The following is an 18,800-nucleotide window of genomic DNA, read 5'->3' as shown; positions in this document are numbered from 1 at the left end:
AGTAGTCCATCCTCTCTAAGGCGCCGGCGTGGTCGTGACGACGCGGCGCGTGCTTACAAATGGGAAGGGATGGAATGAGCCGCGTCGCGGTTCCGAGCCGTTTTCTTTTCGGTGGTTCAACCCCCACTGTTGTTGGTCCCCCAATCAAGAGGGGCGGGGGTCCTGGGGCGGAGAAATCAAAAGACATCGGATTGACGTTCTCCGGGAACCCACGTGTAGATCATTCCATCCTATGGACAGCGTCGTGATTCGGAGACGAGGCGCCCGCCGGGCGCGGCCGGTGACGGCGAACAGGACGGGTGACGGGAGGCGTGTGGCCGGCGGGGCGGGGCGGCAATGAGTGGGGCTCGGGACATGGACGCCGAGCGTGCGCGGGAGTCGCGGGTTCGCTTCGAGGCGGAGGTCCAGCCCCTTCTCCCTCGGTTGCATCGGCTGTGTCTGACGTTGTGCCGGGACAAACAGGAGGCGGAGGACCTGCTTCAGGACGCCCTGGTTCGGGCCTACCTCCATCAAGAGAGTTATCAGCAGCGGGGGTCTTTCTTTGGGTGGCTGTGTGGCATCGTGCGCAACCAGTTCATCGAGACGCGGCGCTCCGTGGCCCGGCGCCGATCGCTGTTGGACTCGGTGCTCGAGGGGGCGTCGTCGGTGCTCGGGTCGCTCTTCACCGGGGGGACGGAAGTGAAGGATCCCGAAACCCAGGTCTGTCATTCGCAAGAGGCCGAGCTGATGCTGCGCTGCCTGCATGCCCTGCCCGAGAAGTTCCGGCTGGTGGTGCTGCTCTGTGACGTGGAAGAGCTTGGATACGATGAGGTGTCGGCCGCTCTCGGGATTCCCGTGGGCACGGTGAAGAGCCGTCACTTCCGGGGTCGCGCACAGCTGGGAGCGGCCTTCAAGGAACAACTGGCCCAGCCATCGCACGCCGTCAGCGCGGGAGGTCGTTCATGAGCACTCACGAGAAGGAGCAGGGGCTTCCCTCGCTGCCCCCGGAGGCATCCGCCGCGCTCTCCGCCCTGCGCGACGAACGTCCCAGTCCCCACCTGGAGTACCGGCTGCACATGGCGCTCCAGTCGGCCGAGGCGGCCAGGAGCGCGCCGCGGGCCAAGAGCCCGGCGGAGTTCCGTGAGCGGGCGAAGAACGCCGTCCACCATCCGGCCAACCGCGGATTGTTGAGCGTGGCGCTGGTCAGCCTGTTGGTCCTCCTGGTGGTGCACGTGGATGGGTGGGAGGACAGCCTCGAGGTGAAGAGCGAGACCATGCCCCTGCGGCATGTGTCCCTTCGCATCCCGGGAGACGGGGCGGGCTGGCTGGAGCTGCCCTGGACACACGGTGTCCACTCAGGAGAGCCGGCCACGGTCCGTTTCGACGCGCCCGCGGAGCTGAACTTCCACCGGCACGCCGACAGCCTGCCCTCGCTCCAGTTGTTGAGCTGTGACGCGGGGCGCTGCATCCACCAGTTCACCGCCGACACCGGCGAGGGAGCCACCCCACTGCGCGTGCGCATCGACAAGCCCGGCCGGTACGAGTTCCACCTCTCGCATGCCTCGGACTCGCGCCAGGTGCAGGAGCGCTTCGTCGTGCTCGCGGAGCACTGAGGTGCCTCAGGCCCTGAACGCGCGCAGGTAGTCATCCACCACCTGGAAGACCCGCGCGTTGCCAGGATCATTGTGGGGCTCGTGGTAGCCCCCCGGCACCAGGTGCATCTGTTTGTCGCCGGAGCGCACGGCCTCGAAGAAGCGGCGCGCGCCCTCCACGGTGTTGATGCGGTCCTCCTCGCCGTGCAGCAACAGCAGGGGCAGGCTCAGCTCTCCGGCATGGGCCTTCACCCACACATTGGCGTCGAGGGCTTCCATGGCCCAGCGCGCCGAGCAGGCGCGGTGGACGAGGGGATCCGCCAGGTAGTCGGCGACGCTGGAGGGCTCGCGGCTCAGCGCCTGGGCTTCCAGGGGCACCTTGAGCGCGAACGAGGGCCAGAGGCGCGAGAGGATGCGCGCGGACGTCACCAGCAGCGGAGTCGCGACGCCCACGGACTCGAAGGGGGCCGCGCTGATGATGGTGCCGCTCAGGCCCTCGGGGTGGCGCAGCACGTAGTCCAGGACGATGAGCCCGCCCATGCTGTGGCCATAGATGAAGAGGGGCCGGCCCGCCTCCCGCTGGGCGACCGTTTCAAGGAAGGCCTTCATGTCCTCGCGGTACTCCGACCACGACAGCAGGTGTCCCCGCTGGCCTGGTGAGCGTCCATGTCCCCTCAGGTCCAGCGCGTAGATCGCGTGACCGCGTATGACGAGCGCCTCGACCAGCTTGCGGAAGCGGCCACTGTGTTCACCGATTCCGTGGATGATGGCCACCACGGTGCGGGGTGCTACGGGCCGCCACGATTGGAAGTACAGCGTGGGTCCGCCTGGGGCGGCCAATGTTTCTTCCGCGTGCGTCGTCTCCATCGCGGCCATCCTAGGCGAGGACGGTTGCGCTGTGCTCAGGGGCTGGGTTTGGTGCCACGCACCACGACGCCACTCATCGAGCCGTAGAAGCTCCCGTCGCGCTCCGCGTCCCTGAGGAAGCGCACCCACGCGTCCACCTGCACACGGCTCGCCACGCCCTCCCCGATGGCTTTCTCCAGGACGGAATAGAGGCCAAACGTCTCCAGCATGCCCAGATCCCAGACACCCACCACCGGGACGGCCTTCACCTGATGCACTCCCAGTGAGCGGAACAGGGAGGTGAGTTGCCGTCCGATCCAGGGGTTGCGCAGCTGATCGGCCCAGAAGTGGAGGAGCTTGCGGACCACGGCCCGGTCCGGTCCGTCCAGCACCCAGCTGTCCAGCTCCGGCTCGAAGAGCACCACCGCGCCACCGGGCCGGGCGAGTCTCAGCAACTCCGACAGCGCCCGCCGGGGATCCTCCAGGTAGATGAAGACGCGCGAGACGCGACAGGCATCGAAGCTGTTGGAGGGCAGCGCCAGCGAGTGGATGTCGCCCTGCCGGAACTCCACTGGCAACCGCATCCCCTCGGACCGGCCTCTCGCCTCGAGCACCATGGCCTCGCTCAGGTCGACGCCCAGCACGTGACCCGTGGGGCCCACCATCGCCCCGAGATCCCGGGTCACGTCCCCCACGCCGCAGCCGGCATCGAGCAGGTGTGCACCGGTGCCTACTCCCAGCATCTGGTGCGACAGCGCCTGCATCTGCTGCACCTGCTGGCTCGCGTTCAAGGTATCCAGGAAGCGCAGGGCATGGGAGGAGGACGCGGAGCCATCGATGTTGTGAAAATCCTGGACAACGTTCGAGGTGCCTTCCATGGGGCCTCCTTGAAGGGTGTTCCTCCGAGATGCCTCGGTGGATGGCTCATGTTACAGGGGGGCGAGGGGTCTCCGCGCGGCCCGCGCTGTGATAGGGGGACGCCATGGCGCTTCCCCCTCGACATGGCCGTTCGCTGGTGCACAAGGCTCGTCAGCGCACCCCGGGCCATCATTACAACGCCAGCTTCCTGTCCTCGGCGGACCGTGCCTCCATCCTCGAGTGGTTGGGCACGCTTCATCCCCTGTGGGAGCAGCGGTACTCCGCGCATTTCCCTCCCCCTCCGGGCCAATCCCAGCGGCGACTGCTACGGCCCGTGTATTGGTTGGGAAATTGGCAATTCGCGTGCCTCGATTATTACCGGCCGCCCAAGGGGGTGAAGGACCGCTGTGTGAAGGCCGAGCCCTTTCCCGCGGTGCTCCAGCGCCAGGTGGACAAGGTGGAGGAGCTGGCGCGGCGGATGTTCCGCGGGCCGGACATGCCCACGGGCTGGCACCTCAATACCTGTCTGGTGAACTTCTACGGCAGCCGGCTCGAGGACGGGCACTGGGTGGACACCGCGCGCGTGGGCGAGCACAAGGACTTCGAGCCGGGGCCCGTGGCGTCCCTGTCCCTCGGCGAGCGCGCGCTCCTGCAGTTCGTCACCTCCAGCCGCCCGGGCGAGCGCGACGAGGTGGTGCTCGAGCAGTGGTTGGATGACGGGGCCTTGCAGCTCTTCGGAGGGGCGCGGTGGAAGGATCAGACCTTCCACCGGGTACAGCGCGTGGACACGCGCGCGGGGCTCCTCCTGCCGCCCGAGCTGCCGGACTTCAGGACCCGGCGCATCAACCTCACCTTCCGCTACGTGCCCGACGCGCACGTGACGCCCTTCGCGCTGCTGTCCGCCGAGGCGCGCGAGGATGTTCGGGGCTACATGGAAACGCTCGCGAGCCACAGTGCCTTCTTCCGCGCCGAGCTCGCGCGGGAGAAGCGCGGGTGAGGGGGTTCACCACAGCCCGTGCAGCCGCAGCAGGGTCCCCAGTGGCGTGCCGCCCCGCGCGTAGTCCGCGAAGAGCCGCGCGGCCACGTCCGCCGGGGGATTGGTCCACGCCTTGCGCTCGTGGCCTTCGTGCATCGCCAGCCCACAGTGGATGAGCGAGCTGTGAAGCTCCTCGTACGAGCCGAAGGAGACGTAGTCGAACAGGAGCGGGTTCTGGCTGGTGAGGAAGGATTGCCGGTCCCCCAGCTCGCGCACGCACCCCTCCACCCAGCGCGGGTGCAGGCCGTTGGCCAGCTCGTCGGCGATGACGAAGTCCTCGTTCACGTCCAGGTAGTAGAGCAGGGACAGGAGCCGCTTCTGTCCGTGGCTCAAGTGCTCGCGCGACAGCACGGAGCCATCCTTCCGGGTGAACTCGAAGCCGAACTGGCCGAACTCCAGGCGTCCGCCGTTGTCGTAGCTGCGCTTGTCCAGCAACTCCACCCGGAAGCGGCCCGCGCCCAATCCCGCCAGGGTGACGAAGCGCGCGAGGAAGCTTCGATCGAACTCGTCGTGGCGCACGTCGATATGGCCCGTGGTGGTGGCCTGCGCGGCCCGCTCGCGGAGCACCCCGGGCAGCCACGTGGGCAGTGACATCAGCCCCAGCGGGAACACGTCCTCGCCCCGCATCTCCATCGCGAACTGGCTCTGGCCGATCCGCTCGAACATGCCCAGGGACTCGTCGAAGCGCGCGGGGGCGAGCAGGAAGGTGTGACGCAGCAGCTCCTTGAGCCGTTCCTTGAGCTCGGGCGCGAGCCGCTGTGCCGCGAGGAAGAGCACCACCCAGACGGTGCGATCCAACAGCGACCAGTACATGTTCTGGCTGTAGGCGGGTTGTCCGTCCACCTCCCAGGACACGCCCTCGGCGTTCGCGCGCATCACCAGCCGCGCGGCGGGCGCGTGCAACTGGATCGTCAGCTCCATGAAGGGGTCGAGCGGGGCCTCGGACGCGGGCTCCTGGCTCCTCACGAGCGCCTGGACCCCGGGCGCCGCGGGCGCCACGGCGGCGCGCTCGTTGCGCACGCGCACGTGCAGGTCCATGCCCGGGAAGGCAAGGGCGTATTCGAGGGAGAACTCCTCGTGCAGGAGCCCGGAGAAGTCCGAGGCGATGGCGCGGGCGAGGAGATCCAACAGCGTCGTCCTGCCCGTCCCGTTCTCGCCGAGCACCAGGTTGAGCGTGGGGCTGAAGGCGAGCGTGGAGCCCGGCGCGACGTCCCGGTAGCGATGGATGCGCAGCTGCGTGAGCTTCATGGACGCTGTCTTGCCACGTCCGCGTCCGGAACGCGCGGGATCCGCACGCCCCGGGGCAACCGCCGCAACAGATTCAACAGACGGAGCGAGGAGGCGCGGCTGCCCTGGATGGTCCAGGGGTCGATCTTGTCCCCGCCATTGGTGAACTGGGGCGAGAGCACGAACACCCGCACCCGCGCGGCCGTCATCATCCCGTGGAAGCGCGGGTCGCGCAGCAGTCCGCCACACACGCGCAGTTGGGGCGAGGGCTGGAAGCAGTCGAGATCCAGCGAGAGCCAGTCCGCCCCGAGCACCCCGGGCCGGGCGAGCACCTGGCTCCAGTGCAACTGGGCGGTGTCCACGAACCAGGGCACGAGGGTGGAGAAGCCCACGTCGCGCCCGGTCATGCGGGCCGTGGGCGCCGCCTTGCCCGTGGTGAAGACGATGTCCTCCTCTCCGAGCACGGGCGTGCCGTCCCCGGGCCGCTTGAGTCCCTCGAGGAGCTTCCACCAGGTGGCCGCCTGCTGCGGCGTGCGAGCCTCCAGGAAGCTGTCCTTGCACCAGTCCGAGTGGCGGTCCGCGTGGAAGAGCGCGCGGGGCAACTCGCCCGTCGTGCGGTAGTGGTAGAGCACCACGTCGAGCATGTGGTGATCCCTCAGCACGTAGTCCGTCTGGCCGTCCGCGCCGCGCATCACCCGCACGGTTCCCCGGAGCACCGTCTCCAACTCTCCGGCACCCAGCGTGTCCTTCCAGGGGGCTTCCTCGAACAGGAACTGCTGGCCGGCGTAGGGCCGCTCGCCTTCCTCCGTCTCGTCCTCGGGGCCCGCCCAGCGGTGGATCCGCTGCTCGAAACGCTCCGCGTCGCCTGGCTCGAGCACCTCACGGGCGATGTCGCGGATGTCCCGGGCCGGGCCGGGGGCGGGCACCTGGGGCGCCTCCACCGCGCGGAGCCGGAAGGCATAGGCCGCGTCGGTGGGCTTCTTCCAATCGGAATAACGGATGAGCACGGGGTCTCCGGTAGATGGCCGGAAACACCGGCGGCGTCACGGAAATTGCGTGCTGGCGAGATCCTCCAGCACGGCCTGCTGGAGCCGCGGGCGCTGGGGCGTGAGGAAGAAGTGATCGCCCGGGAAGAAGCGCGAGCGGAAGTCCGCCGTGGTCTGGTGCCGCCACACCTCCACCTCGCGGGGGCCGACCTCGGGATCCTGGGTGGCCCCGAAGGAGGACAAGGGCACGTCCAGGGGGGGCTCGGGGGTGTAGTGGTAGCTCTCGGCGACGAGCACGTCCGCGCGCATCGCGGGCAGCACCATGTCCCGCACCTCCTCGCGGGAGATCACGTCCAGGGGAATGCCGAACCGGGTGGAGATCTGCTCCAGGAACGCCGCGTCCGCCAGGTGGCTCACGCGGGCATAGGGCTGGGCCCGGGACTGGATCGCCGGCGTGGCCGACAGGAAGAGCCGCACCGGCAGGGGCGCGCCCTGGCGGCGCAACCAGCGCGTCAGCTCGAAGGCGAGGTTGCCGCCGAAGCTATGCCCGAAGAAGGCGAAGGGGAGCTGTCCGAGGAAGGGGAGGATGCGGCGCGCCAGCGTGTCGATCAGCGTGGGGAAATGGGTGAGGGCGGGCTCGGCGCGGCGGGTGGCCCGGCCCGGCAGTTCGATGGGGCACACCTCGATGGAGGGCGGCAACTGGGTGGTCCAGAGCCGGAAGATGGACGCGTCTCCTCCCGCGAAGTGGAAGCAGAACAAGCGCAGGCTCGCCTGGGGACGCGGCTCGGGGCAGGTGACCCAGCGGCGGTAGACGGGGGGCACGGACATGGCGGTGCCTCCCATGCTGCGAAGGAGGCGGGGTCCACGTCAATCCCCGCCCGTTCGTCTCTTCCTCCGGCTACTGCCCCGAAGCACAGCCACAGCCGCATTCGTCGAAGAAATACGTGTCGTCCGGGTGACAGACGAAGAAGAGGGCCGCGCAGAGCTGGGGGTCGCGCGCGACGTAGCGCCGCTCCGGCCCCGGGGCGGCGCATTCGATGGGGACGGGCGCCCACTGGCGCTCCTCGACGCAAATACCGGCGCAATCGGTCGCGCCAAGCGCGGGCTCGCAGTCATCGTTGGGATCGTCCGCGCAGATGAAGTTCCGCTCGCAGCCGAGGGCTTGCAAGCCGCCGCAGGGCTGGCCCGCGTCGGGCCGGGCCTCGAGGCGTTCCAGTTGCCCTTGGGTGACGAAGGGCGTGGGCGGAGCCTCTCCCATTCCAGGGCCGCACGCCGCCAGGGCGAAGAGACCGGAGAGAACGAGGGCATGGGAGGAGGGGGAACAGGGAGGCATGCGGAGGCCTTTCGTGGAGGAATCGGAGCACCGGGGATCCATCCGGAGGATTTTCACGAGGCCGCCAGACGGCCCGTCCGCTTATTCCTGTTTTTGGCCAGTGGATGGTCCGTTTGTCCATTGGGTGAGAGAGATGGAAGGGATTGCCGGGTATCTCGCGAGGCATCACCCCGCGGTCCAGGGTCCTGGCTGGGGGAGTGGAATCGCCGCTCCCCCGAGGAGCAACCGTCCAGACGGAGGAGGGGACGGCTCGCGGCACGTGGATTCCGTGCCCAACCTTCGGAGACGGAGGGCGAGCGTGCCCAAGGCAATCATCTTCGAGGTGAATGGAACGCTGGTGGACACCAACGTGTTGCGCGCGCGGGCCTGGCAGGAATCGCTCGCGCGCTACGGCTTCCAGGCGCGCCTGCCGCGGGTGCTGGCGCAGGTGGCCCGATTGGGGGACCGGTTCCTGTCCGCCCTGCTCTCGGAGGAGGACTTCCTGCGTCACGCCGATGAGCTGTCCAGCTTCCACCGGGCGCTCTTCCACGAGGAATACCTCTCGCGGGTACGGCCCTTCCTGGGCGTCACCGAGCTGCTGCAGCGGCTGCGCGACGAGGGGTGGCGCGTCGCCCTGGCTTCCACCTCGGATCCGGATGAGCTGGATCACTACATCGAATTGCTCGGGGTGGCGGATCTCATCGACGCGCGCACCACGGACGCGGACGTGGCCGGGGACCGGCTCAACGAGGAGATTCCCGCCGAGGCGATCCGGTTGCTGGGGTTGGATGGCACCGATGAGGCCCTGATGGTCGCCGCGCTGCCCTATGATCTCGAGGGGGCCGGCCGCCTGGGGATGCGCGGCATGGGCCTGGTGTGTGGTGGCTTCTCGGAGGAGGACCTGCGCGGCGCCGGGGCGATCGCCGTCTTCGGCACGCCGCAGGATCTGCTCACCCGGTATGCCGAGTCGCCTCTCGCCACGGACCCGTGATCGTGGCAAGAACCGGCGCATGTCCCTATCGGTGTGTTCATGAGCCCGAGCCTCACGCTCCGGGCGGGTCCGGAGGCGCTGCGCCTGATTCGCGAGCGGGGTCTGCGCGCGCGGGACGTGGACATCGTTCCAGGTGCCTCCGGCGGGCCGAAGTGGCTGGTGCTGGCTGGACTCGATCGGGTGCTGTTCGGGGAGTTCTTCCGGGAGCGCTCCCGCCCGCTTCATCTCATCGGCTCGTCGATTGGGAGCTGGCGCCTGACGTGCCTCGCCCTGGACTCGCCGGTCGCCGCCCTGGAGCGCTTCGCCGAGGCGTACCTCGCGCAGCGCTTCCCGCCCCGGCCACCCCCCGCGTTGGTGAGCCGTACCAGCCAGGGCATCCTGGATGCCATCCTCGGTGAGGACGGCGAGGCGCAAGTCCTCGCCCATCCCTGGGCGCGCCTGCACGTGATGACCAACCGCTGCCGGGGGCTCACCGCCATCGAGCAGCGCCATGTCCAGACCCTGGGGCTCGCCCTGGGGGCCCTGGGCAACCTGGTGAGCCGCCGCACCCTGGGGCTCCACCTGGAGCGGGTCATCTTCCACAGCGCGGGGGATACCAGCCCCTTCTCGGGGCTCGCGGACCTGCCCTCCGTCCACGTGCCGCTCACCCGGGGCAATCTGCGCCCGGCGCTCCTGGCCTCCGGGGCGATTCCCCTGGTGATCAGCGGCGTGCGCATCCCCGAGGCCCGCGCCGGCATCTACCGGGATGGCGGTCTGCTCGACTACCACCTGGACATCGACTACGGCGCGGGCGAGGGGTGGGTGCTCTATCCCCACTTCTATCCGCATGTGGTGCCCGGCTGGTTCGACAAGGCCCTGCGTTGGCGCCGGGCCGGGCCCGCGAACTTCCGGCGGGTGCTGCTCGTGTCCCCCTCGCCCGAGTTCGTCGCGCGTCTGCCCTTCGGGAAGATTCCGGACCGCGATGACTTCGTCCGGCTGACGGACGCGGAGCGGATCCGCGCCTGGCGGCAGGTGGTGGCCGAGAGCGAGCGGCTGGGAGAGGAGTTCCGGGAAGGGCTCGCCACGGGGCGGCTGGTGGAGCGCATCCAGCCGTTGTGAGCCGTCCGCGCGCGTGGGCGGCCTGCCGCACCCGCGAGGGTCCTCGTGGGTCGCGTGAGCCACGTGGTGCGTCTTCGTGACCACGGGACGTGGGGGCCGCCCGAGGGCGGGGCTCGCTCGCCTGGCTGGGCATCGCTCCTGCAATGCCTTTCCCCCACGAGGGAACGGACATGAGCGACGAGACGCGGAACGAGCAGCAGCGGGACGAGCAGCAGCGGAGCGAGGAACGGAAGCAGCACGAGCCGAAGCGGGGTGAGGCCTTGCGCAAGGCCTGGGGGCTGATGGGCGAGACGGCGCGCGGGGTGGTCAGCCGCATCCGCTGGCTCGTCTATGCCCCCCGGGGGCGCCGGGTGATGGGCGGGTTCATCGTGACGGGCGTGGTGGCCGGAGTCGTGGCGGCCCAGCCCGTGTGCACGATCGAGCCGGGCGAGGTGGGCGTGCGGGTGAACCGGCTCACCGGCTCGGTTTCCGAACTGCCCGAGGGCTGGTCCCTGCTGGTGCCCCACGTGCACCGCTTGAGCCGCTACAGCTTGAAGGATCAGACCTTCCGTCCCGAGCGCAGCGCCCGTGCCACGGGCCCCGCGCCCTTCCAGTCCATGGAGGGGCTGTCCATCGGGATCGAGGTCAACATCCGCTACGTGTTGGATCCCGGGAAGATCGGCGCCCTGTCCGCCCGGCTCCCGGAGAACGTGGGTGAGGACATCGTGGAGCCCCTCATCGACGGCGTGCTTCGCCGCCACTTCGCCCAGCACTCGGTGCGGGAGATCTTCTCCACCCACCGGGTGCGCATCCAGAAGGACCTCACCGAGGAACTCGCGCCCCTGCTGGCCGCCGATGGCGTGCTGCTGCGCTCGGTGACGCTCGGCAACGTGGACCTTCCCGCGCAGTACCGCGCCGGCATGGAGACGCTGCTCGCGGAGGAGCTCAACACGGAGAAGATGCGCTACACGCTCGAGCTCAAGGACAAGCAGGTGAAGCAGTCCGCGCTGGAGGCCGAGGCGGACAAGGTCCGGCGCGAGAAGGCCGCCGAGGCCGCCGGAAGCGAGGAGATCATCGCCGCCAAGGCCAAGGCCGAGGCCATGCGCCACATCCTGCCCTTCAAGGAGAAGGAGATCGAACAGCGGCGGCTGGAAGCGGAGGCGGCCAAGGTGTCCCGCCTGACGCTCGCCACCGCCGAGGCCGACGCGCACCGCATCCAGGCCGCGGGCGAGGCGGACGCCCGGCGGAAGATCGCCGAGTCGGATGCCTACCGCCTTGAGATCACCGGCAAGGCCTCCTCGGAACAGCTCGCCCGGGACGCGGAGCTCATCAGCCGCAACCCGCTGCTCATCCAGAAGACGCTCGCGGACAAGCTGTCGGACAAGATCCAGGTCATCATCGCGCCGCCGCAGTCGGGCGGATTCATCGCGGGCAACCTGCTGGGCCCGGCCGGTTCGGCTCCGAGCGCGGCCCTGGCCACCACCGGCGCGCCGGGCGGGGAGGAGTAGCGCCATGCTCGCCACGCTCGTCGCCATCGCCCTCGTGGTGCAGGATCAGGCGCCCCTGCGCGCTTCCCCCCAGGACTCCTCCCCGCGTCAGGCCACGCTCTGGCAGGGGGAGTGGCTGGAGGTCCGCGGAGAACGGCAGGGCTTCCTCCAGGTGTATGACCATCGCCGCGAGCGCCCCGGCTACGTGCGGGCGACCCAGGTGCGCGTCTACTCCCTGGACGAGACGAGCGTGCCCCGGCTCCAGGCGGTGATGGAGTTCGTGAAGGAGACGCCGGGCGCGGAGGCCCTGGGCATCGGCCACGCGGCGGCCCTGTTGCGCGCGGCGAAGGCCTCGCAGGTGGGGCCGGAATTCTTCGCCGCGCTGGGGACGATGGCGGACCGGCTCGCCCGGCGCGCCACGTCGAATCGCACGAACGACACCGCCCTGGCCGCGCACCTGGACGTGGCGGCCAGCTATGGGGTGAAGCTGCTCGGCTTCGAGCGCGAGGGCCGCACCCGGGTCTGCTACGACGGCGAGGCCTTCCGCCGCGTCCTGGCGCTCGGGGGCGGCGCCGAATCGCGGCTCCAGGCGGCGCTGTCCCTCACCCGTCCCGAGTGCATCGATCCGGCCCTGGGCCCCGTGGAGCTTCATGCGCTCCATACCTGGCGGCGCTCGGTCCTGGAGCAGGTGGACGCGAGTGCGCTGCCGCCCTACCTGGCCAATCGCCTCCACCTGCGCCGGGCCGAGGTGGAAGCCACCCTGGCCTATCAGTTCTCCCGCCGGGGCGAGCCCCAACGGGGGAGCGAAGCCGCCGAGCGCTCCGTGGACGTCCTGGCCCGGGTGTCCAAGGCGGAGCTGGCCGAGGAGGATCGGGAGGCCTACGCGGTCGCGGCGGTGCGGGTGGGCGCGTCGCGTGCCGCCTCGGCGCATGACACCCCTCCACCGTCGAGCGGACCCCGGCTCGCATGGACTCCCGGACAACCCGGGGAGACCTGTCTGCGCCTGGAGGAGGCCGGAGATGGCCGGCGGGTGCTGTTCGAGCGCTGCACCTACGGTCTGGTCTGGCCGGCTTCCTCGCGCCGCTCGGCCCAGGGGACGGCGGTGACGGTGGCGGTCCAGATGCTGGAGGGCTGGACCGAGCTGTGGGTCTTCCACCAGGAGGACGGCGAGTGGAGGCTGGACACCCTGGCGCCGGGTGCGGTGGAGCCGTCCCTGGGTTACGTGGAGCTGGCGGGCTTCTCTCCGGATGGCTCCCGGATCCTGGTGACGCGGGAAGTCGTGAGCGAGGGGCGCGTCAAGTCCTCCTTCCAGGTGCTGAAGCGGGACACGCTGGCTCCGGAGCGGAGCGCCGGGCGCCCCGAGGCCATCGGCTCCTTCCAGCGCTGGAGTTCCGCTGATTGGCGGGAGCGGACGGTGAGCTTGAGGTAGCTGTTCCCCTTGGACATCCAAGGATTGTCCGGGTCCGTGGAACGAGACTCCCGAGGGGCTGAGAGGATGCGGACGTGCCCCATCTTTGCTGATCGGTCCATTCCGGTCATACTTCTACGAGCGGGTCATCCGTGCTCGCGCGTGGCCGTCGCCACCGTTCTACCCGGGGTCATCCCATTCATGCGTCATCCGGTCACCCAAAGAAGCCGCGGTTTCACGCTCATCGAGCTCATGATCGTCGTGGCCATCATTGGCATCCTCGCGGCGATCGCCATTCCGAACTTCATCAAGTTCCAGGCGCGCGCGAAGCAGGCGGAGGCCAAGTCCAACCTCCGTACCTGGTTCACCGTTCAGCGCTCCTACATGAACGAGAAGGGCATCTATTCGGAGGACCTGTCGTCCACGGGCTACAAGCCGGAGCGAGGCAACCGCTACGCCTATTACTTCGCCCAGACGCAGAACTGTGAGGAGCGCAAGCTCGATGGCACGGTCTCCGTCCCCGATGGTCCCAACTGCGTGACGGTGGACATGGGCAAGTTCAAGGTGGCGTCCGACAAGCCCGTCGCCAAGGTCGTCACGTTCGTCTGGTCCACGCGGGATGGGGCGGATCCGAAGTCCCCGGGCATTTCCGGCCCGTGCCCCGGCTGCAACATCAATGGCTTCGCGGCGAGTGACATCGACAACGAGAGCACGGGCGTCGACACCTGGACCATCGCCACGAAGGATGCCCAGTTGAGCGCGGCCCCGTGCGGCAATGACGAGGTCACCAGCGTGGCGGGCGTTCCCTTCAACGTCTTCAACGACGTCGACTGCGATTAGCGGTGCCAGGGCGGCGCGCCCCGCGCCGCTCAAGGCCCTGGCCGGTACAGGGCGGCCGTGCGTTGGGCGAGGAAGCCGCGCGGCAGCAGGCGCGCCGCCAGCGCCAGGGTCTGATTGAGCAGCCCCGGGATGGACAACGCCTTGCGCCGGGTGAAGGCGCGCAGCGCGTGCGAGGCGCACTCGGGGGCCGTCATCATTCCCAGGTCCCCCGTCTTGAAGCGCTGGGCCAGTCCCGAGTTCTCCATCAACTCCGTGGAGATGCCGCCCGGAGCGAAGACGGTGACGGACACCCCCGTGGGCCGCAGCTCCTGGGCCAGGGCCTGTCCATAGCCGAGCACGAAGGCCTTGGTGCCGCTGTAGGCCGCCTGGTACGGCACCGGGATGAGGCCCGCCACGCTGGACACGAGCATCATCCCCCCCTGGGTGTCGTGGGCCGCCAGGTGGGGCGCGAGCAGACCCGACAGGCGCACGAGGCTCGTGACATTGGTGTCCAGCATGGTCTGGAACGCGCCCCAGTCCAGCTTCACGGCATCGCCCCAGTAGGTGACGCCGGCGTTGAGCAGGGCGCCGTGCAGTTGCCTCCCGCGCGTGGCCTCGGTGAAGACGCGCTCCACGTCCGCGGGCCGCGACAGGTCCGCCACGATGCAGTCGGCCTGGACGCCATGGCGCGTGCGCAGCTCCTCGCACAGGGCCTCGAGCCGGTCGCGCCGCCGCGCCACGCCAAGCACGTGGCCTCCGTGGTCCCGGGCGATGGCGCGCGCCATTTCCAGTCCCAATCCGGAGGAGGCCCCGGTGACGAGGGTCCAGCGGTTCCTCAGCTCGAGCGTCTTCATGCGCCGCACCCTAACCGCTCAACCCCCCCCGACAGTGGGGGATTGAGCGTGGGTCTCCGGCCCCTCCCACTCTGGGAGGGACCGTCCCCGGGACGGCGCGGGGGAAGCGGAACTACGGCGTGGCCGGATCCATCGTGGACATCAGCCAGCCCATGCGCTCGTGGCCCCACTTGTTCCACTGCGCGTTCTGGCCGCCCACGATGACCGAGTCGGTGAAGTCCGGAGCGCTCGTGCCCGAGCCCGTGCCGCCGAACATGCCCACGGAGACGCTCGCCCCGGTGAAGGTGGGGTGCGTGTCGTCCGACTGCAGGTAGTCGTAGCTGGTGCTGGCGTTGACGAAGTGCGTGTTGGAGTCGCGCAGGGTGGCGCTCAGCGCGCCGGTGATGCGGGCCACGTAGGCGGCCTCCGTCTCGCCCGAGCGGTAGCGCAGCGCGTCGCTGTCGATCTGCCCGTCGCCGTTGGAGTCGTAGTCGGCGCCCATGTAGTCGGCGAAGACGTCCGCGCACTTGAAGCCATACTTGTCCGCCAGGCTACAGGTGCGCCAGTTGCTCTTGGCCAGGTAGGGCAGGAACTTCTGCCGCTTGTTCACCGAGGCGCCCGTGACGGAGTCCCTGCACGCCGTCTGCGTGTTGTCCGCGTTGTAGCCCGGGTAGTAGATGGTCATGACAATCTTCGCCTTGGCCGTGGTCGCGTACTGGTTGATGGCCTGCATGGCCTTCTCCGTGTACGTGGTGCAGCTGGCCAGGGCGGAGTCCAGCCCGCTGTAGCTGCAGGTGCCCGTCTGATCCGAGAAGGCCGAGCGCGCCTGCAGGTAGTCGTTGCCACACATCTCGAACATCACCGCGCGGGTGTTGCTCGTCTGCATGTACGACTTCTCGCCGATGATCTTGTTGTTATAGATGTCATCCGCCTTGGCGCCGGACTTGGTGCGCCGGATGACTTCCATGTTGGAGTTGAACTCCTTGGCCAGGTACTCGCCCTCGACCTGGGGACCGGAGCGCTTGGCCACGCTGCTGAGCGAACCCTTGTAGCCCGCGAAGATGGAGTCGCCGTAGGCCACGACGCGGTACGTCGTGGAGCTGCCCCGGTTGATGGTCCACGAGGTGTTCTGGTTGATGGTGCTCGCGACCGCGGCGCCTCCGGAGAGGGCGGTGGTGAGCGCGAGAGCGACACAGACCTTCTGTCCGACGGGACGGGTGGACATGGCTGGCTCCTGGGTTTGTTGGATTGGGGGTAAGGCAGGGCTCGACGGATTCGTCGGCAGCGCCGCTATAACACAAAATCCAGGACTATGATAAGATTAGAAGCCCTCAAGGCCTGACGTGTCGTGTCAGGAGCATGAAGGCGTGACGCGCCAGGACATCCGCGCGGCGGGGGTCTACTTCCAGGTCACTTCGTACACGCGCCGGCTCTTCTCCGACGCGGGCGCCGGGCGCATGTGCACGTGTCCCTCGCGCGAGACGCGGCGCAGGAACATCTCGAAGGTGCCCGCGAGCGATTCCTCGAAGGTGCCGCCGCGCAGCATCAGCGGAGGGATGCCTTCCCACACCATGTCGATCCGGCCGCCGTTGGGGCCCTGGTGCTGCAACTGGTAGGTGAGCCGTCCGATGTGGCGGAAGGCTTGGTCCCACGCATGGGTGGACCACTTGAACAGGGCCTGGGGCGTCAGCCCGAAGAGCCGCACCGCCGCGTCGAAGAGCGAATGGAGCAGGGGCGCGTCGATCAACCGATCCGCCAGGCGCGAGAAGAAGCGGCGGTAGCCGGGATTGCCCAGCACGCCGTGGAGGGCGTCCGTCAGCTTCATGCTCTCTTCCATGGGAATCCAACCCAGCCGGGACGTGGATTCGATCAGGGCGAGCGTGGGCGCGGGGACGAGCGCGAACACCCGTCGCCGCGACTCCTCGGGCAGGGCCCGGGCCGCGTCGAGGATCATCGAGGTCACGAAGCCGCGGATGGCGGGGGAGGCGGACATGTGCCGTCCAGTGTGGCACACCTGACGCCAGCCAGGAGCACGAGGGGCCGTCTTCTCCACATTCCCCGGGGAGCCGCGCGGCGCAGGGCCCTCGGGCCCGTTATAGAGGAGCCCCAGCATGACCCTTCCCCAGGAAACACTGGCCGTGCGCGCCGGGCCCGAGGCGATCGACGCCCTGACGAAGTTGCTCCGGGGCCGCCGCGTCGCGGTGCTCACGGGCGCCGGGTGCAGCACCGAGTCGGGCATCCCGGACTACCGGGGCCCGGGTACCCGCTCCCGCGCCCGCAACCCCATCCAGCACCGCGAGTTCCTCCAGCGGCCCGAGGTCCGGGCGCGCTATTGGGCCCGGAGCCTGCTCGGCTGGCCGCGCTTCTCCTCCGCCCGTCCCAACGCCGCGCACCGGGCGCTCGCCGCCCTGGAGGGCTCGGGCCACGTGCTCGGGCTCATCACCCAGAACGTGGACCGGCTGCACCACGCCGCGGGCAGCCAGCGGGTCATCGAGTTGCACGGCGCGCTCGCCCGGGTGCGCTGCCTCGCGTGTGGCGCCATCGAGCCGCGAGCGTCCCTGCAGGAGCGCTTGTGGGCGCTCAACCCGGACTTCGGCGCGCACGGCGCCGAGTCCCGGCCCGACGGTGATGCCGAGGTGTCCGACGAGGCCGTGCGCGCCTTCCAGGTGGCCGCGTGTCTCCACTGCGAGGGCACGCTCAAGCCGGACGTGGTGTTCTTCGGCGACAACGTGCCCGCGCCCACGGTGGAGGCCGCGTTCTCCCTCGTTGAGGAGGCCGACGCGTTCCTGGTGGTGGGCTCGTCCCTGGCCATCTACTCGGGCTTCCGCTTCCTGCAGCGCGCGGTGGATCGCCAGCTGCCCCGGGGCCTCGTCAACCTCGGGGAGTGCCGGGGCGAGGAGTTGATGGCGGTGCGCGTGGACGCGCTCGCGGGCGACGTGTTGCCCCGGGTCGCGGCGGCGCTCGGTGCCGGATAGGCTGCCCGCGCACCGTCTGGAGGCCCCGCATGCCGTCCGCCGTCATCCGTCCCGCCACCCTGGAGGAGTTGCCCGCGCTGGCCTCCGCCCTGGCGCCGCTGTCGCTCTTCCAGGCCTATGGCTTGGACGCGGCGGCCCTGGGTGCGCGCTTCCGGGGCGCGCTCGAGCGCGGTGAGGGGTTGCTGCTGGCCACGGAGGAGCCGTTCGGTCCCGTGGGCGTCTGCTGGTTCCTCACCCGGGGCACGTTTGGCACGGGGGCCTACCTGCGCACGCTCGCCATCCGCGAGGAGCGCCAGGGCTCGGGGTTGGGCGCGCGGCTGCTCGCCGCCTACGAGGCCGGCTGTGGCGCGCCCTCCGGGGGCTACTTCCTGCTCACCTCGGACTTCAACACGGCGGCGCAGCGCTTCTACCAGCGCCACGGCTACCGTCAGGTGGGCGCGCTGCCGGGCTTCGCCGTGCCCGGCGTCTCCGAGCTCGTGTTCTGGAAGCCGCGCGCCGTCAGGGAATGACTTCCGCCACGAGGGTGCGCTCGGGGGCATCCGAGGGCTTGCAGGTGGGCCACTCGGCGTCCTCGAGCAGTGTGGCCACCGTGACGAGCTCGAAGCCCCGCTTGCGCAGGCCCTTGATGATCTCCGGGAGCGCCGCGGCGGTGGGGAACTTCTTGTGGTTCATGTGCATCACCACGATGCTCCCAGGCGCCGCCTTCTTGAGCACCCAGTCCACCACGCGCTTCACCGTGGTGGTTCCATCGGGATCTCCCGACGGCAGATCGAAGTTGAGCGTGGTCAGTCCCGCCTGGGAGGCGATCCACGCGACGCGGCTGTCCACCTCGCCAAAGGGCGGACGGAAGTAGCGGGGGATGCGGCCCGTCAGCTCGTACACGATGCGTTGAGTGCCCTGCAGCTCCTCCAACATCCGCGCGTCGTCCTTCACCTGGGGCATGTGCGCATGGGTGAAGGTGTGGTTGCCGAACTCGAAGCCCGGGTACTGCGCGAGCTCCTGCATCCGCTTGGGATTGGCCTGGGCCCAGCCTCCGCCGATGAAGAGCGTGGCGGGCGTCGAGGTCTCCAGCAGGGTCTGGATGACGCGCTCGTCGTACTCGTTCCTGCGCGTGGTGCAGGCGTCGAACGTGAGCGCGATGCGCATGCGCTGCCGGCTGCCGTTCGTCACGATGGGGGCCGTGCGGCAGGCGGTGGGGGCGGGCGGCTCGGGCGCGCGGACTTCCTCGCGCGCGGGCGGCGTGGACTCCTCCTCGGGCGGAGTCCACGAGCAGGCCCCCAGGGTGAACACCGCCAGCATCAGCAGCAGCGAATCCAAGACGGAACGACGCGCCATAGGGGCGCAGGTATAGCGCGAATGACTGTCCTCCCGAGA

Annotated in this window: 20 protein-coding genes and 1 pseudogene; 11 read left to right on the top strand and 10 right to left on the bottom strand. The window is 69.4% G+C overall.

What is annotated here, in order from left to right; all coding sequences use genetic code 11:
• The first annotated feature begins 354 nt into the window (after nt 1–354).
• Nucleotides 355–945, top strand: a complete 591-nt coding sequence (locus tag MEBOL_RS05110) for an RNA polymerase sigma factor (RefSeq protein WP_095976358.1) — start codon at nt 355–357, stop codon at nt 943–945.
• Entirely contained in the window at nt 942–1,592 is a 651-nt protein-coding gene (locus MEBOL_RS05105; protein WP_095976357.1) for a hypothetical protein, read from the top strand. Before MEBOL_RS05110 ends, MEBOL_RS05105 begins: the two co-directional genes overlap by 4 nt.
• 6 nt (nt 1,593–1,598) lie before the next feature.
• Here MEBOL_RS05105 and MEBOL_RS05100 read toward each other — a convergent pair whose 3' ends face one another.
• Nucleotides 1,599–2,438, bottom strand: coding sequence for an alpha/beta hydrolase (locus MEBOL_RS05100; RefSeq protein ID WP_095976356.1), 840 nt, complete (start codon nt 2,436–2,438; stop codon nt 1,599–1,601).
• A 35-nt stretch (nt 2,439–2,473) separates the two neighbouring features.
• Complete coding sequence (locus tag MEBOL_RS05095; protein WP_095976355.1) at nt 2,474–3,295, bottom strand: methyltransferase domain-containing protein; 822 nt, start codon at nt 3,293–3,295, stop codon at nt 2,474–2,476.
• Between the two features lie 104 nt (nt 3,296–3,399).
• Here MEBOL_RS05095 and MEBOL_RS05090 point away from each other — a divergent pair, with 104 nt between their 5' ends.
• Nucleotides 3,400–4,272 (top strand): alpha-ketoglutarate-dependent dioxygenase AlkB, encoded by an 873-nt coding sequence (locus tag MEBOL_RS05090; protein ID WP_095976354.1) that lies wholly within the window; start codon nt 3,400–3,402, stop codon nt 4,270–4,272.
• 6 nt (nt 4,273–4,278) lie between these two features.
• Here the strand turns inward: MEBOL_RS05090 and MEBOL_RS05085 are convergent, their stop codons facing one another.
• The 4 genes from MEBOL_RS05085 to MEBOL_RS40950 form a co-directional block, all read right to left on the bottom strand.
• Entirely contained in the window at nt 4,279–5,559 is a 1,281-nt protein-coding gene (locus MEBOL_RS05085; protein ID WP_095976353.1) for an AAA family ATPase, read from the bottom strand.
• Nucleotides 5,556–6,545: a hypothetical protein gene (locus tag MEBOL_RS05080; RefSeq protein WP_245919468.1), complete on the bottom strand. Its 990-nt coding sequence runs from the start codon at nt 6,543–6,545 to the stop codon at nt 5,556–5,558. Before MEBOL_RS05080 ends, MEBOL_RS05085 begins: the two co-directional genes overlap by 4 nt.
• 36 nt (nt 6,546–6,581) lie before the next feature.
• A complete protein-coding gene (locus MEBOL_RS05075) occupies nt 6,582–7,352 on the bottom strand; it encodes a thioesterase II family protein (protein ID WP_157774766.1) in 771 nt (256 codons plus the stop codon).
• A 70-nt stretch (nt 7,353–7,422) separates the two neighbouring features.
• A complete protein-coding gene (locus MEBOL_RS40950; protein ID WP_157774765.1) occupies nt 7,423–7,857 on the bottom strand; it encodes a hypothetical protein in 435 nt (144 codons plus the stop codon).
• 298 nt (nt 7,858–8,155) lie between these two features.
• Between MEBOL_RS40950 and MEBOL_RS40945 the strand changes: the two genes are divergently transcribed.
• The 6 genes and pseudogenes from MEBOL_RS40945 (at nt 8,156) to MEBOL_RS05050 (ending at nt 13,639) form a co-directional block, all read left to right on the top strand.
• Nucleotides 8,156–8,827, top strand: a complete 672-nt coding sequence (locus MEBOL_RS40945) for an HAD family hydrolase (protein ID WP_157774764.1) — start codon at nt 8,156–8,158, stop codon at nt 8,825–8,827.
• Between the two features lie 39 nt (nt 8,828–8,866).
• Nucleotides 8,867–9,925 (top strand): patatin-like phospholipase family protein, encoded by a 1,059-nt coding sequence (locus tag MEBOL_RS05065; RefSeq protein WP_095982591.1) that lies wholly within the window; start codon nt 8,867–8,869, stop codon nt 9,923–9,925.
• A gap of 170 nt (nt 9,926–10,095) precedes the next feature.
• Nucleotides 10,096–11,412, top strand: a complete 1,317-nt coding sequence (locus tag MEBOL_RS05060; protein WP_179956382.1) for an SPFH domain-containing protein — start codon at nt 10,096–10,098, stop codon at nt 11,410–11,412.
• A gap of 4 nt (nt 11,413–11,416) precedes the next feature.
• A complete protein-coding gene (locus MEBOL_RS05055) occupies nt 11,417–12,820 on the top strand; it encodes a hypothetical protein (protein WP_095976350.1) in 1,404 nt (467 codons plus the stop codon).
• A 180-nt stretch (nt 12,821–13,000) separates the two neighbouring features.
• Nucleotides 13,001–13,103, top strand: a pseudogene (locus MEBOL_RS44030) (type IV pilin protein); the annotation flags it as partial.
• Nucleotides 13,076–13,639: a hypothetical protein gene (locus MEBOL_RS05050; protein WP_425437637.1), complete on the top strand. Its 564-nt coding sequence runs from the start codon at nt 13,076–13,078 to the stop codon at nt 13,637–13,639. The pseudogene MEBOL_RS44030 and the gene MEBOL_RS05050, both read left to right, overlap by 28 nt.
• A 29-nt stretch (nt 13,640–13,668) precedes the next feature.
• Here the strand turns inward: MEBOL_RS05050 and MEBOL_RS05045 are convergent, their stop codons facing one another.
• From MEBOL_RS05045 to MEBOL_RS05035, 3 genes are all read right to left on the bottom strand, one after another.
• Nucleotides 13,669–14,472: an SDR family NAD(P)-dependent oxidoreductase gene (locus MEBOL_RS05045; RefSeq protein ID WP_095976348.1), complete on the bottom strand. Its 804-nt coding sequence runs from the start codon at nt 14,470–14,472 to the stop codon at nt 13,669–13,671.
• A 112-nt stretch (nt 14,473–14,584) separates the two neighbouring features.
• Complete coding sequence (locus tag MEBOL_RS05040) at nt 14,585–15,676, bottom strand: SGNH/GDSL hydrolase family protein (RefSeq protein WP_095976347.1); 1,092 nt, start codon at nt 15,674–15,676, stop codon at nt 14,585–14,587.
• Nucleotides 15,677–15,850: 174 nt separating this feature from the next.
• Entirely contained in the window at nt 15,851–16,444 is a 594-nt protein-coding gene (locus MEBOL_RS05035) for a hypothetical protein (RefSeq protein WP_095976346.1), read from the bottom strand.
• 118 nt (nt 16,445–16,562) lie between these two features.
• Here MEBOL_RS05035 and MEBOL_RS05030 point away from each other — a divergent pair, with 118 nt between their 5' ends.
• Together MEBOL_RS05030 and MEBOL_RS05025 are read left to right on the top strand one after the other, a co-directional pair.
• Entirely contained in the window at nt 16,563–17,426 is an 864-nt protein-coding gene (locus MEBOL_RS05030) for an NAD-dependent protein deacetylase (protein ID WP_095976345.1), read from the top strand.
• 29 nt (nt 17,427–17,455) lie between these two features.
• Nucleotides 17,456–17,935, top strand: a complete 480-nt coding sequence (locus MEBOL_RS05025; RefSeq protein WP_095976344.1) for a GNAT family N-acetyltransferase — start codon at nt 17,456–17,458, stop codon at nt 17,933–17,935.
• On the opposite strand, the gene MEBOL_RS05020 is transcribed toward MEBOL_RS05025, so the two are convergent.
• Nucleotides 17,925–18,743 carry a polysaccharide deacetylase family protein gene (locus MEBOL_RS05020; protein ID WP_218920878.1) on the bottom strand — a complete coding sequence of 273 codons (819 nt, stop codon included), beginning with the start codon at nt 18,741–18,743 and terminating at the stop codon, nt 17,925–17,927. The genes MEBOL_RS05025 and MEBOL_RS05020 overlap by 11 nt on opposite strands.
• Nucleotides 18,744–18,800 lie beyond the last annotated feature (57 nt).

This window comes from Melittangium boletus DSM 14713, from assembly GCF_002305855.1.
In the GTDB taxonomy this organism is placed as follows: Bacteria; Myxococcota; Myxococcia; order Myxococcales; family Myxococcaceae; genus Cystobacter; species Cystobacter boletus.
The sequence above is the reverse complement of the archived record's forward strand: the minus strand, read 5'-3'. Positions and strand labels throughout refer to the sequence as shown.

Excerpts from the sequence above, each read along its gene's own strand:
- MEBOL_RS05045 (WP_095976348.1), bottom strand. The coding sequence starts at position 14,472 with ATGAAGACGCTCGAGCTGAGGAACCGCTGGACCCTCGTCACCGGGGCC.
- MEBOL_RS05040 (WP_095976347.1), bottom strand. The coding sequence starts at position 15,676 with ATGTCCACCCGTCCCGTCGGACAGAAGGTCTGTGTCGCTCTCGCGCTC.
- MEBOL_RS05025 (WP_095976344.1), top strand. The coding sequence starts at position 17,456 with ATGCCGTCCGCCGTCATCCGTCCCGCCACCCTGGAGGAGTTGCCCGCG.
- MEBOL_RS05095 (WP_095976355.1), bottom strand. The coding sequence starts at position 3,295 with ATGGAAGGCACCTCGAACGTTGTCCAGGATTTTCACAACATCGATGGC.
- MEBOL_RS40950 (WP_157774765.1), bottom strand. The coding sequence starts at position 7,857 with ATGCCTCCCTGTTCCCCCTCCTCCCATGCCCTCGTTCTCTCCGGTCTC.
- MEBOL_RS05090 (WP_095976354.1), top strand. The coding sequence starts at position 3,400 with ATGGCGCTTCCCCCTCGACATGGCCGTTCGCTGGTGCACAAGGCTCGT.
- MEBOL_RS05110 (WP_095976358.1), top strand. The coding sequence starts at position 355 with ATGGACGCCGAGCGTGCGCGGGAGTCGCGGGTTCGCTTCGAGGCGGAG.
- MEBOL_RS05030 (WP_095976345.1), top strand. The coding sequence starts at position 16,563 with ATGACCCTTCCCCAGGAAACACTGGCCGTGCGCGCCGGGCCCGAGGCG.
- MEBOL_RS05105 (WP_095976357.1), top strand. The coding sequence starts at position 942 with ATGAGCACTCACGAGAAGGAGCAGGGGCTTCCCTCGCTGCCCCCGGAG.
- MEBOL_RS05055 (WP_095976350.1), top strand. The coding sequence starts at position 11,417 with ATGCTCGCCACGCTCGTCGCCATCGCCCTCGTGGTGCAGGATCAGGCG.
- MEBOL_RS05065 (WP_095982591.1), top strand. The coding sequence starts at position 8,867 with ATGAGCCCGAGCCTCACGCTCCGGGCGGGTCCGGAGGCGCTGCGCCTG.
- MEBOL_RS05060 (WP_179956382.1), top strand. The coding sequence starts at position 10,096 with ATGAGCGACGAGACGCGGAACGAGCAGCAGCGGGACGAGCAGCAGCGG.
- MEBOL_RS05100 (WP_095976356.1), bottom strand. The coding sequence starts at position 2,438 with ATGGAGACGACGCACGCGGAAGAAACATTGGCCGCCCCAGGCGGACCC.
- MEBOL_RS05075 (WP_157774766.1), bottom strand. The coding sequence starts at position 7,352 with ATGTCCGTGCCCCCCGTCTACCGCCGCTGGGTCACCTGCCCCGAGCCG.
- MEBOL_RS05035 (WP_095976346.1), bottom strand. The coding sequence starts at position 16,444 with ATGTCCGCCTCCCCCGCCATCCGCGGCTTCGTGACCTCGATGATCCTC.
- MEBOL_RS05085 (WP_095976353.1), bottom strand. The coding sequence starts at position 5,559 with ATGAAGCTCACGCAGCTGCGCATCCATCGCTACCGGGACGTCGCGCCG.